Origin of the sequence: Bacillus sp. B1-WWTP-T-0.5-Post-4 (assembly GCF_009183795.1) — a bacterium.
Classification (GTDB): domain Bacteria; phylum Bacillota; class Bacilli; order Bacillales; family Bacillaceae_G; genus Bacillus_A; species Bacillus_A cereus.
Window position 1 is genome coordinate 256,065 of record NZ_WEIJ01000002.1, and the last position, 12,719, is coordinate 268,783.

The window sequence follows — 12,719 nt, forward strand, 5'->3', positions numbered from 1 at the left end:
ATCTATTCCCCTTCCTGCTTTAAACTATCCTCTGGTAAACAAACGATAAACTTACATCCTCTTTTATTTTCTCGGTCTTCTAATTTCACTTCTCCGCCTAGCTCTGTTACCATTTCATTTATGTAAGAAAGCCCAATACCAGTTGACGGTGTTCCCGTTTGATCATACTTGGAAGTAAATCCTGGCTTAAATACTAATTTCTTATACTTTTGTGTAATACCAGGCCCATCGTCAATTACTTCAAAAAATATATGCTGATTTCTTTTATATAGCTTAATAATAACGAAACCTTTATCTTCAATTGCTTCAACTGCATTTGCAACTAAGTTATTAAAAATTGATAGCACTGTATACACGTGGTATGCAGCATGCTCACCTTCTATATGTTTAGAAAAACGTATATCCTTTTCTAGCATTTCAGCATACTTCTCGTTTATTCTAACAATCATCTCTGCTAACTCATGTCCTTCTACATATTCAGCCACATTTTTATCTAATAACAGTTTAGATAATCCTGCAAATATCCTTTGATTATCCTTTTTTATTTCATGCACTTCCCCCGCTATTTTCAATGCTGTTTTACTACTTGAATCAGCGCTTACTTGTAAATTTCGATATAGTTGATATGCTTCTTGTGTAATTAACTCCGCATTTTGTAACGTCTTTTTCAAATGAACAGATTCCACATATAAATTAGAAAGATGCATTAACATATTTTCATTTTCTTTTCGAACTTGCGATTCTTTTAATTTCGTTTCATATAAATTCATCATATTTAAAAAACCAAGTGCAAAGAAACTACGAAAAATAGCAATAATAATAAGTTTATTCACTTCAGAAATCGTTATTGTTGTACCTAGTACTAACATGTGATAAAACGCAAGTTCTGACATACTTGCAACAATTTCAATTGAAATTCCAAGGCATCCAATAATGATTGGTTTCTGATGGAACTTATTTACCCTACAAAGCGAAAAAAAACTGCCATAAATAAAATAATAGAAGAACACAGGATAACGCAAATAAAATGATTCTGTCATATGAAATGAACCTTGCATGATCCAGTCAAGACATACTCGGAATAAGACTACAGATATACCAACAAGAATACCTGCAACTCCTGCTGGTACTCTTCTTAAAAATAATAATAAAAAGAAGAATAGCGGTGTACCGAAGCTAACTCGAAACGTATCATTAAAGGGATGAAAGTTCAGCTCCCCAGCAATCGGAACAACGACCATTAATATAATTAAAAGGGACATATCTTTCTTCCATAATTGATTCCAATTCAAAGGTGACACTTCCTATACTTTTTTTCAGTAGTAAAAGTGAAAGCCCGCTTATTGTTATAAACGGGCTTTTTTTCTATATTCTAACCTTTTCTACCGCTTTTATTTGGCGATACTCTGGCTTCCACATTGCTTCTTGCACTGCCATCTTGATATCGTTATCACTTAAGTTCACTCTTGCAACACCTTCTGCAACTGCAACTTTCGCTACTTCAATTGCAACCATTTCTGAGATATTACGTAATTCTTCGACCTCTGGTAAAATAGGTGCTCCTGGCTGACTTGTATCTACCATACTTGCAACTGCTTCAGCAGCCGCTGCGAACATTCCATCCGTCATGACGCTTGCTCGTACTACAATTGTTCCAAGACCAAGCCCTGGGAAAATAAGTGCATTATTTGATTGTCCAATCACATACGTTACACCGTTATATGTAACTGGTTCAAATGGACTTCCTGTTGCAACTAACGCTCTTCCTTCTGTCCACTCGATTAAATCTGCTGGTTTTGCTTCAGCAAGTGGCGTTGGATTCGACATTGGTAAAATGATTGGTCTTTCTACGTGAGAAGCCATTTCTTTAATAATCTCTTCTTTAAATGCACCTGCAACAGTAGATGTACCAATTAAAATTGTCGGTTTTACATGTTTCACAACTTCAGCAAGTCCGATCACATCATTTTCTTTCCACTCACTTACTTCTGCTTCTTTTCTTGCGTACGGAATTTGGAAATCAAGAAGATCTTCCATATTATCTGTAACTAACCCGTTACGATCAATACACCAGAAACGCTTATATGATTCTTCTTCAGATACGCCTACGCGGACCATCGCATCTCTAACTTGATCTGCGATACCGATTCCAGCCGTACCAGCACCAAATACAACAACGCGGTGTTCACTTAGCGGTACACCAGAAGCTTTCACTGCCGATAATACTGCCGCAAGTGAAACTGCACCTGTACCTTGAATATCATCATTAAATGTACAAACATCATGACGATATTTATCTAAAATTTTTCGTGCGTTACGAGAGCTAAAGTCTTCCCAATGTAAAAGTGCTTTCGGGAATTGTTTGTTTACCGCTTGTACAAACGTATCAATAAATTCATCGTAAGCTTCACCTGTTATACGAGGGTGACGATTTCCAATATAAAATGGATTGTTTAATAGCTCCTCACGGTTTGTACCTACATCTAAAATTACTGGTAATACACGACTAGGATCGATTCCAACTGCAGCAGTGTAAACAGCTAATTTTCCGATTGCGATGTTAATACCACCAACGCCCCAGTCACCAATTCCTAATATGCCTTCTCCATCTGTTACAACGACTAAATCAATGTTCTCAGCTGTTGCACCGATATTGGTAAATGCTTCTTCGATACCTGATGAATCGTTAATTGATAAATAAACACCACGTGGTTTACGATATTCATGACTATATCTTTGAATTGCTACACCGACAGTTGGTGTATATACAATCGGTAACATTTCACGTAAATGATCTGTTAATATACGATAAAATAATACTTCATTTCGATCATGTAACGCAGTTAAGTATACATTCTTTAATAAATCATCCGGCTGAGAACTAAATTGTTCGTATGCTCGGCGTGCCTGTTCTTCTAACGTTAAAACCGCTGGCGGTAATAACCCTTTTAAACCTAACTCTTCTCTTTCATTTTGTGTGAAAGCTACCCCTTTATTTAAAAGTGGTGTTGATAATACTTCTGCTCCTCTTAATGTTGTTTCTAATGCACCATTAGAAGCTACTGTAAACTTGCTCATAACATCCCTACCTCTATTCATATATAGCATTTCTATATTGTAAACAAAAAAGAGGGGCTTGTCCCCCCTCTTCTTTTAATTTTTCTTTAAAAGAGTTGCTCCTGCAATCCCTGGGTGTGTCATCTCGAATGGATCTAGAATTAACTCTAAGTCTTCTTGTGACAATACACCATTTTTCACACAAAGTTCTCGAACGGATTGGCCTGTTGCAATTGCTTCTTTCGCAACGCGAGCTGCTGCTTCATAACCGATATGAGGGTTCACGGCTGTAATAATTCCTACACTTTTCTCAACATACTCTTTTAAGCGATCTTCATTCGCTTCAATTCCTTTTAAGCAATTATCTGTAAAGGCACGGAAACCGTTATTCATAATGCTAATCGATTGCAGTAAGTTGAAAACAAGTACTGGTTCCATCACGTTTAATTCTAATTGTCCTGCTTCTGAAGCAAGGCAAATTGTATGATCATTACCTATTACTTGGAACGCAATTTGATTAATAACTTCTGGCATAACAGGGTTTACTTTCCCTGGCATAATAGAAGAACCTGGTTGACGAGCTGGTAACATAATTTCCGCTAAACCAACACGTGGACCTGATGCCATTAAGCGAAGGTCATTTGCAATTTTAGACATATTCATCATACATACTTTAAGCGCTGCAGATACTTCAGTATAAGCATCCGTATTTTGTGTCGCATCTACTAAATCTTCTGCACCAACAAGCGGTAATTCACTAATTGCAGCTAAATGTTTTACAACTGCTTCAATATATTCTGGGTCTGCATTTAAGCCTGTACCAACTGCAGTTGCCCCCATATTTACTTCATATAAATGTTGACGCGATTGTTGAATTCGTTTCATATCACGTTCAAGTACGCGAGAGTATGCTTTAAATTCTTGTCCAAGACGGATTGGCACCGCATCTTGTAAATGTGTACGACCCATTTTAATAACATGGTCAAACTGTTCTGCTTTTAATTCAAATACATCATGCATATAACCCATCGTTTGTAATAAGCCTTCTAATGCATTTAATGTTGCGATATGAATCGCCGTTGGGAATGCATCATTTGTTGATTGGGCCATATTTACATGACTATTTGGACTAATATAATGATAGTCTCCCTTTTCCATTCCTAATAATTCAAGAGCACGATTGGCAATGACTTCATTTGCATTCATGTTCATTGAAGTACCTGCTCCGCCCTGAATTGGATCTACGATGAAATGATCATGCCATTTTCCATCAAGAATTTCTTGAGCAGCTTCTGCGATCACACCGCCCTTGTTTAATTCCAATCTTCCTACATCTGTATTCGCAAGCGCTGCTGCTTTTTTTACAATTGCGAACGCTCTAATTAAGCCTTCATGGATTTTGTATCCTGTAATTGGGAAGTTTTCAACTGCACGCATTGTTTGTACGCCGTAGTATGCATAGTTTGGTACTTCTTTTTCACCTAAAAAATCTTTTTCAATTCGAACACCATTTTTAACTTCAGTTAATGTTGCCATGATTATTCACTCCTTAACGATTTCTTATGCTGCTTTTGTTTCTTTGACTGTTTCTACATATTGTTTTGCTTTCTCATTATCGAATTCGCCTTCCCACTTCGACATAACAATGGCCGCTAATGCATTTCCTAATACATTGACAGATGAGCGAATCATATCTAAAATGCGGTCAATTCCCGCAATTAACGCGATACCTTCTAGTGGTAGCCCCATCGAACCTAACGTTGCTAATACAACAACGAACGATGCACCTGGAACTCCCGCCATACCTTTGGATGTTAACATGAGAACGAATAATAACGTTATTTGCTCCGTTAGTGACATGTGCACACCGTACATTTGTGCAACAAATAATGCCGCTAACGCTTGATAAATAGCCGATCCAGTCAAGTTAAATGTATAACCTGTCGGAATTACGAAAGAGGCAACTGCCTTTGGACAACCGAACTCTTCCATTTTTCTCATTATATTAGGTAAAACAGCTTCTGAACTTGCTGTCGTAAACGAAAGAATCAGTTCTTCTTTTAAAATTTTCATTAATGTAAAAATGTTTACTCCAACCATTCGTGCATTAATACCTAATACAATCACAACGAATAGTATAACAGTTACGTATACAGCTAGCACTAGTTTTCCTAGCGGAAGTAATGTTGCTACACCAAATTTTGCAACCGTAACGGCAATTAATGCGAATACACCAAATGGTGCAAATTTCATAACTTGATTTGTAACCCAAAACATGGCTTCGAGTACACCTTCAAAGAAGTTAAAGACTGGCTTTCCTTTTTCTCCAATTGCTGCAACTCCTAAGCCGAATAGTACTGAGAAGAATATAATCGGTAATAGGTCACCTTGTGCAATCGATTCAAATACGTTTTTCGGTACAATGTGAACAATTGTCTCAGCAAAACCTTTCTTCTCTGTTGCATCTGCAGTTTGTTTATAAGAAGAAATATCACTTTGCTGTAAATTACTCATATCAACGCCAGTACCTGGTTGGAATATATTCGCTGCAAGTAATCCCATTAAAATAGCAATCGTCGTAATAATTTCGAAATAAAGAATTGTCTTACCACCCAGTTTCCCAAGCTTCTTCATATCTCCTACACCAGCTACTGCAACAATTAATGCTGAAATAACAATTGGTACTACAATCATCTTAATTAAGTGAATAAATATATCCCCAATTGGTGTGATATAAGAAATCGCCGTTTTATTGCCATAAAAGACTGCCCCTACTACAATCCCTAAAACAAGCGCGACAAAAATTTGTGTTGCCAATCCGAATTTTTTCATTTATGTTCATCCCCTTCATGCGAACGCTTTCAATTTGAATTTATAAAAGCTACTCACACATCTTATAAGCGAACCTACAAAATCATACAAAAACCTACAAGTTCGTCACAAAAAATTCAAATATTTTTCTTCTTTTTTTCATTGACACCATTTTGTTAAAAAACGATAAAATAAACTTGATAAGTAATCAGATTGTTTCGTATAATCAAAAAGATATATACTTAAAACAAATCAAAATGAAAAGGAGTGGATGTTATGAAAAACTATACAAAGCACTTCGTCCTATCTTCTTCTTTTCTTTTTCATTTTCTTAAAAAGGAACAAAGGCATTCGCCTTTGTTCCTTTTTTATTGCGATCTATATAGGGGGAATTGTTATGAGACCATATAAACGTGTCTTAATTAAATTAAGCGGCGGTGCACTTGCCGATCAAACTGGAAATAGCTTTAACTCCAAACGATTAGAACATATCGCAAACGAAATTTTATCCATTGTTGATTTAGGTATCGAAGTATCCATCGTCATCGGTGGCGGTAACATTTTTAGGGGGCATCTAGCTGAAGAATGGGGAATCGATCGCGTAGAAGCTGATAATATCGGTACGTTAGGTACAATCATTAACAGCTTAATGCTTCGCGGTGTTTTAACAAGTAAAACAAATAGAGAAGTACGCGTTATGACGTCCATTCCATTTAATGCAGTAGCTGAACCATACATTCGCTTGCGTGCAGTCCACCATTTAGATAACGGTTATATCGTTATCTTTGGAGGCGGAAACGGGCAACCGTTCGTGACGACAGATTATCCAAGTGTACAAAGAGCCATTGAAATGAATAGTGATGCCATATTAGTCGCAAAACAGGGTGTCGATGGCGTTTTTACAAGTGATCCGAAGCATAACAAATCAGCAAAAATGTACAGCAAACTAAACTATAATGATGTCGTTAGACAAAATATACAAGTTATGGATCAAGCGGCATTACTGCTTGCCCGGGACTACAATTTACCAGCACATGTCTTTAACTTTGATGAGCCTGGAGTCATGAAAAAAATATGTTTAGGCGAACATGTGGGGACGTTGATTAATGATGATGTTACGATGTTGGTGCATGAAAAATAATGATTTCCCACCAAAAAAGGGTGTCTTTTGTAGGCACCCTTTCCTAATTCATCATCACAAATAGAAGTCAACCAATCCCGCCACTTTCTCCTTACAACGCTCCCAAAAAGATAACTTTTCAAAAAACTCTTTCGTCATTTCTTTCGAATCATGAAAATCCTCTGTTAACGCCTTATTAACTTGTCCTACAATAGGACCACCATAAATATAAAAATTCATTTCATCATTTATATTGAAGCTACGCGAAGTAAAGTTTGTTGTACCAATAACGGTTAATTCATTATCAATAAGCATTAATTTGCCATGGAACATTCCTTTTTTATACCCATATACAGTAATCCCATTATTAACAGCTTGACGTATGTATGGATACGCCGCTTCTTTTATAAGAGGTAGATCTGGTTTATATGACCAAAGTATTTTTACTGTAACACCACGCTTTTGTGCTGCGATTAAAGCATTCATGGACTCTTTATTTTTTGCTATAAAATACGGCGTTGCAATTACAATGGAGTGCTGAGCTTGTTTTATGAGCTCTATATATTTTTCAGCAACGTAATGCCCATTGTAACTAGTCATAGTATGTAATGTATTCCCTTTACTAGCTTTATTCGTACTTCTCTTTATCTCTTCTTTCGTATCTCGTTTCCAGTCTAAAGCGAATTGCTGTTCTAAATCTTTTGCTCCTTCTCCTTTAAGTCGTACATGATAATCACGCCAATATCCAAATCGCTTATCTTTCCCTAAGTACTCATCTCCTATATTAAATCCGCCTGTATAGCCAATCTCCCCATCAATCGTCGTAATACGGCGATGATTACGATGGTGAAGTGAATAAAATCCGAATGGCAATGTAGGTTTTCTACTATATGTAAAATGTACACCACTTTTCCGCAATTCATTTATCACCTTTCTTTCAAATGATAAATCATTAATGCGATCAACTGATAAATAGACGTTTACTCCTTCTTTTGCCTTCTCTTTTAATAAGTTTAAAAAAGTATGACTACTTTTATCATCCGACAAAATGAAGAAATAAGTGTAGATGGAGCTTTTCGCTTCTCTTATATCAGTAAATAATTGTTTATAAAAAGACTTCCCTTCTACATATAATTGAAAGTCACTATAATGAGGCGCATACTCTGTCGGCATGTTTTTCCCGGCTTCCATTTTCCTACCTAAGGTAACATCGATATGCATCCAAATTAAAATAAAAACGAAAATAGCAATAATAATAGAAGTAACTCTTAATATTTTTTTAATCATTTTGGTTTCCTTCCAATCATATTCCTTACTATTTCGTAGTGTTTCATTTAAATATGTTTTCATACGAAATGTATTTCTTATTTTTATTGATACTAAACAGTTAAAGGAGATACGAATATGAGAAAAGGGAAAACTCCTATTGTTTTTATCCCAGGTCTTTTCGGTTCAATGAGCAATATTATTATTCCCGGCACTGGTAATTGGAGTTTTGGACTTTCTGCATTTGTTTACGAACCATTCATCATGATGCTAGAAAGTATGGGGTACGAACGAAATAAAGATTTGTTCATCTGTTTTTATGACTGGCGGCAGCGTATTGTTTTTTCTACACAAAAATATTTATTACAAACGATTGCTTATGCTAAAAAGATTACAGGTTGCGATAAACTAAATCTAATTTGTCATAGTATGGGCGGCCTTCTTGGACGTTCTTACGTTCAAAGTGCAACATATAAAAATGATGTAAATCAGCTTATAATACTCTGCACACCAAACGCTGGATCTTCACCAAATTATAGTTATTGGACTGGAGGTACTCTCCCTATCCATGCCTCTTCTAAAATAAATATCGTTCATTTTTATGTGGAACAATATATTTGTTACTTAAGCATCTTACATAAAATGAATAAAGTTGAGGCGATACACATTTACTTTCCAGGATTACAAGATGTTATTCCTTGTAAAGATTACGGAAATTATTTATTTATAAGATCCGGCTCTTCTATTACATTTCTTCCTTATAGTAAGATGAAAACGAAAAACCCTTTCCTCGATACATTAAATGAAAATAGATTTATTATACAAAAAAGAAATATTGAAACGACACTCATTGCCGGAGATGGAGAGGAAACAATTCAATATTTACAAGTCGTCCCTTCACATTCCAAACTGAAATGGACAGACGGCAAAGTCGTCGGTGATTTACTTACAAAACATGGTGACGGTAACGCTGTTCTACATAGCGTTTTTCTTCTAGAGGGAAATAAATATGTTTTGTATGCTTCACATAACGAAGTGCTCTACAAAAGCATTCCTATACTACAAAAGATACTCTAAATTTCAAAAAAAGGTATGGCATTAAGCCACACCTTTTCACATTAAACAAAATTCCTCGCATCATTATTTCTTCCAAACTTATAAATAGCAATTAAGAAGAATGCAATTGCGAAAGCGAATAAAATTAAAATGTTTAAATACAACTCCGAGAATGGTATTCCTTGTTGTAGTTTCGATACTGTGTCTAACAACCAGCGCTGTGGAAGAAAATTAGCTACTTTTTGTACTGCACTTGGCATAATGTCATATGGGAAATAACAACCCGCTAGTAAGCATGTTGGTACAATGACCATGTTTTGCATCGCATTTGCCGATGCTGAGTTTTTCGAAAAAGCTACAAGGACTAATGATATTCCAATTGCGATTAATGCAAATAGCATTAGTACGCCCATCATCACTATGAAAGGCATATTGATATTCGTATGAAAAACATTCTTTAGGAATAGGATTGTAATCAAAATTTGTACTGTTAGTATTATCATATTTACCCCGACATTAGATAATATGAACTTCTTCCCATCTATCGGCGTTGATAATAGTCTAAAGTACGTTCTATTCTCTTTTTCTTTTAAAATATGACCTGATAAGTTCGCTGCTGAAAACAGCATAAACATAATAAGGTAACCCATCGTTTGATTTGTCATATCTTTATTTTTCGAAGTATCTTCTAGCGTCTCAGTTTTCATTTTAAATGAACTTTTTTGATACCCTGCGTACATATTGTCGAATATACTTTGATCTGTTCCTGCTACTTTACTAATAGCTGCTATATTATCAATATAATTATATAAATATGATTTTATAAATCCTGTTACTTGATCACCTTTAATCGATGAAATTTCAATATGCTCTGGTTTCCCTTCTCGAACACTTTTTGAAAAACCAGAATCTAATGTAATAACTCCATCAAGTTTTTTGGAAGTGAGTTTATCTTCTACTTCAGACTCCTTAACCTTACTCACATTCACATGATTTAATCCTTCTAAAAACTTTATCGTATCATTTGCTATTGGCTCATTTTCTTTATTTACAATCCCGATATTTAACGTTCCTTGCCCTGCATTTCCGTATATCGAAAAGGAAATGAGCGTCCCTATTATCGGCAAGCTAATTATAATGAGTAAACTTTTTTTATTTTTCAAAAGCACAGATAACGTTTTTTGTATGAGCCATAAAATATCCTTCATGCTATAGCCCCTCCCGTCTACGTAATGCAATAATTGCAATTAATAAAAAGAGTGCTGAAATTCCAATGTTTAAAGAAATGACTGGTAGTGCTGCCCCTACATCATTTGCATAAATAATTTTCATAACAGCTGTATTTGCCCAAGTTAATGGCGATAAATTCGTAACGAAATTTTCTTCTACTACGAAATATGCACCTCCAAAAATAGAAGCTAATTGCACAACAACCATAATAATTGCCCTAGACGCTTCAGCTGTTTTCGTGATATATCCGATTCCTAAACCGAAGCTAATTGCTAGAAAGACTTGTGTTAATAAAATAAGAAATATGATTCCAAGATGGTCGCCCCAATTCGCTTGAAAAACAAATTTACTAAATAACATGACGAGTAATATGCACAGGGCATTTGCTACTAGGCTACCAAGTACTTTTCCAATGAATATTTCAGCTTTACTTATAGGTGCAGCAATGAGACGATCTCCTGTTTTACGTATTCGTTCTCCTCGAATTAAAGAACTCGCTCCCATCGCAGCATATAGTGCAATCATCGTTGTCATTACAACCGCATAGTAATCCATAGAACCTGGTTTTTTCGCAGCTTGTAAAGATGTTTCTTTTATATAATCATTATGATTTCCGTTTGAAATAACCGTACTAACCTTAGTAGGATCTACTTTTGCAACTTCGACCGCTACATTGTACTTATCAACAAATGTTGTAAGCATTCCCTCCACAATACTTCCCTCAATACTACTTTTGTCACTCCCATAAAATTTTGCACCATCTTTATTTAACTCTACATAAGCAGCATATTTATTTTTCTTCACTTCTTCTTTCCCATCTATACTGCCGGAAGCTTTTTTAAAATGAATACCTGATTTATCCACTTCTTTCGTAAATGCTTCAAATGATTGAGAAAACGTGCTACTCGCTTCATCTTTATATAGCACTTGTATATCTTTAATCGAATGACTATCACTATTAAATGCGTTGGTTAACGCTGTTCCTAACACAAGCATAAGCACAATCGGAAATGCTAACATAAAAACTAAAGTTCTTACGTCTCTGAAATCTCTTTTAATATGCATAATTGCAATATTGAAGATGTTCAATTGATGAACCTCCCTTTACCTTTTCTTCATTTACTTTTTATTTATCTCGTAAGTTTCTTCCCGTCAATGTAAGGAATACTGTTTCTAAGTTGGGAGCCTGCTCCTCTAATGAACGAATTTCAATATCATGATTGATACAGTGTTGAATGATTTTATTTAAATTATTTAATCCCGCATCAGAATTCACTTTAATTACGTTTTCTTCAATTTGAACTGCTTTCACACCGTTTATCTCTTTTAATTTTTCCACGTCTAAATTTTCCACCGACTTCACTTCAATCCAAATATCTTTCGTATCAGTAATAATTGCTTTTAACTGTTCTTTCGTACCTTCTGCAATCACTTTACCGTGATCTACAATCGCTATTTTCGTACAAATCTCTTCTACCTCTTCCATGTAGTGACTCGTATAAATAATAGTGCTTCCCATTTCATTTAACTTCCGGACAGACTGAAGAATATAGTTTCTTGACTGTGGATCAATTCCAACTGTCGGTTCATCCATAATAATTAACTTCGGTCTATGTGCAATTGCACAAGCAATATTCAATCTTCTTTTCATCCCGCCAGAAAAGTTTTTCGGATAACTTTTCTGTTTATCACTAAGTCCTACAAATTGAAGTGCTTCCTCTACTCTCGCTCTTAGTTCGGCCCCTCTTAATCCGTACAATCCAGCAAAGAACTTCACATTTTCATAAGCAGTTAACTCTTCATAAATCGCAATATCTTGCGGAACAATACCAATATTCATCTTTGCAAATCGATTATGTTTCTTTATATTTTTTCCTAGTATGCTAATTTCACCTTCATTACTTCTTAACAAACCAGCAATCATATTAATTGTCGTACTCTTACCAGCACCATTCGATCCTAAAAAGCCAAATATTTCTCCTTCTTTAATAGATAAAGACATATTATCAACTGCGATGAAATCACCAAATTTTTTCGTTAAATTTTTAATTTCTAATGTATTCATCATTTCACCCCTATTTCGGTTTCTCTGCTGTTATTATAAACAAAAAGAATGAACCTGCTCAGTGCAGAAATTCATTCTTTTCACATGAGAATATTCACTTTTTTCATATGAGAT

10 protein-coding genes are annotated in these 12,719 nt (G+C 35.3%); 2 read left to right on the plus strand and 8 right to left on the minus strand.

The window, feature by feature from the left end; genetic code table 11:
• Nucleotides 1–2: 2 nt before the first annotated feature.
• From GBN91_RS06880 to GBN91_RS06895, 4 genes are all read right to left on the minus strand, one after another.
• Nucleotides 3–1,301 carry a sensor histidine kinase gene (locus GBN91_RS06880; RefSeq protein ID WP_002023846.1) on the minus strand — a complete coding sequence of 433 codons (1,299 nt, stop codon included), beginning with the start codon at nucleotides 1,299–1,301 and terminating at the stop codon, nucleotides 3–5.
• Between the two features lie 64 nt (nucleotides 1,302–1,365).
• On the minus strand, nucleotides 1,366–3,078 hold the full coding sequence (gene malS, locus GBN91_RS06885) for an oxaloacetate-decarboxylating malate dehydrogenase (RefSeq protein ID WP_002195357.1): 1,713 nt from the start codon (nucleotides 3,076–3,078) through the stop codon (nucleotides 1,366–1,368).
• 75 nt (nucleotides 3,079–3,153) lie between these two features.
• Nucleotides 3,154–4,593, minus strand: coding sequence for an aspartate ammonia-lyase (gene aspA / locus GBN91_RS06890; protein WP_000224200.1), 1,440 nt, complete (start codon nucleotides 4,591–4,593; stop codon nucleotides 3,154–3,156).
• Between the two features lie 24 nt (nucleotides 4,594–4,617).
• Nucleotides 4,618–5,889: a cation:dicarboxylate symporter family transporter gene (locus GBN91_RS06895; RefSeq protein WP_000713293.1), complete on the minus strand. Its 1,272-nt coding sequence runs from the start codon at nucleotides 5,887–5,889 to the stop codon at nucleotides 4,618–4,620.
• Nucleotides 5,890–6,265: 376 nt separating this feature from the next.
• Between GBN91_RS06895 and pyrH the strand changes: the two genes are divergently transcribed.
• A complete protein-coding gene (pyrH, locus tag GBN91_RS06900; RefSeq protein WP_001248059.1) occupies nucleotides 6,266–7,009 on the plus strand; it encodes a UMP kinase in 744 nt (247 codons plus the stop codon).
• A gap of 54 nt (nucleotides 7,010–7,063) precedes the next feature.
• Here the strand turns inward: pyrH and cls are convergent, their stop codons facing one another.
• Complete coding sequence (cls, locus tag GBN91_RS06905) at nucleotides 7,064–8,275, minus strand: cardiolipin synthase (RefSeq protein WP_016122263.1); 1,212 nt, start codon at nucleotides 8,273–8,275, stop codon at nucleotides 7,064–7,066.
• Between the two features lie 117 nt (nucleotides 8,276–8,392).
• Here cls and GBN91_RS06910 point away from each other — a divergent pair, with 117 nt between their 5' ends.
• Complete coding sequence (locus GBN91_RS06910) at nucleotides 8,393–9,331, plus strand: esterase/lipase family protein (protein ID WP_152121353.1); 939 nt, start codon at nucleotides 8,393–8,395, stop codon at nucleotides 9,329–9,331.
• A gap of 41 nt (nucleotides 9,332–9,372) precedes the next feature.
• Here the strand turns inward: GBN91_RS06910 and GBN91_RS06915 are convergent, their stop codons facing one another.
• Genes GBN91_RS06915 through GBN91_RS06925 form a run of 3 tightly spaced genes read right to left on the minus strand, consistent with a single transcriptional unit; the run spans nucleotide 9,373 to nucleotide 12,605 of the window.
• Nucleotides 9,373–10,518, minus strand: a complete 1,146-nt coding sequence (locus tag GBN91_RS06915) for an ABC transporter permease (protein ID WP_152121354.1) — start codon at nucleotides 10,516–10,518, stop codon at nucleotides 9,373–9,375.
• A 1-nt stretch (nucleotide 10,519) separates the two neighbouring features.
• Nucleotides 10,520–11,629 carry an ABC transporter permease gene (locus tag GBN91_RS06920; protein WP_001020154.1) on the minus strand — a complete coding sequence of 370 codons (1,110 nt, stop codon included), beginning with the start codon at nucleotides 11,627–11,629 and terminating at the stop codon, nucleotides 10,520–10,522.
• Nucleotides 11,630–11,666: 37 nt separating this feature from the next.
• Nucleotides 11,667–12,605: an ABC transporter ATP-binding protein gene (locus tag GBN91_RS06925; protein WP_006915053.1), complete on the minus strand. Its 939-nt coding sequence runs from the start codon at nucleotides 12,603–12,605 to the stop codon at nucleotides 11,667–11,669.
• Between the last annotated feature and the right edge of the window lie 114 nt (nucleotides 12,606–12,719).

What these genes read in the sequence shown, in the direction of transcription:
- aspA (WP_000224200.1), bottom strand. Translation starts at nt 4,593, where the DNA reads ATGGCAACATTAACTGAAGTTAAAAATGGTGTTCGAATTGAAAAAGAT.
- pyrH (WP_001248059.1), top strand. Translation starts at nt 6,266, where the DNA reads ATGAGACCATATAAACGTGTCTTAATTAAATTAAGCGGCGGTGCACTT.
- GBN91_RS06915 (WP_152121354.1), bottom strand. Translation starts at nt 10,518, where the DNA reads ATGAAGGATATTTTATGGCTCATACAAAAAACGTTATCTGTGCTTTTG.
- cls (WP_016122263.1), bottom strand. Translation starts at nt 8,275, where the DNA reads ATGATTAAAAAAATATTAAGAGTTACTTCTATTATTATTGCTATTTTC.
- GBN91_RS06925 (WP_006915053.1), bottom strand. Translation starts at nt 12,605, where the DNA reads ATGAATACATTAGAAATTAAAAATTTAACGAAAAAATTTGGTGATTTC.
- malS (WP_002195357.1), bottom strand. Translation starts at nt 3,078, where the DNA reads ATGAGCAAGTTTACAGTAGCTTCTAATGGTGCATTAGAAACAACATTA.
- GBN91_RS06910 (WP_152121353.1), top strand. Translation starts at nt 8,393, where the DNA reads ATGAGAAAAGGGAAAACTCCTATTGTTTTTATCCCAGGTCTTTTCGGT.
- GBN91_RS06895 (WP_000713293.1), bottom strand. Translation starts at nt 5,889, where the DNA reads ATGAAAAAATTCGGATTGGCAACACAAATTTTTGTCGCGCTTGTTTTA.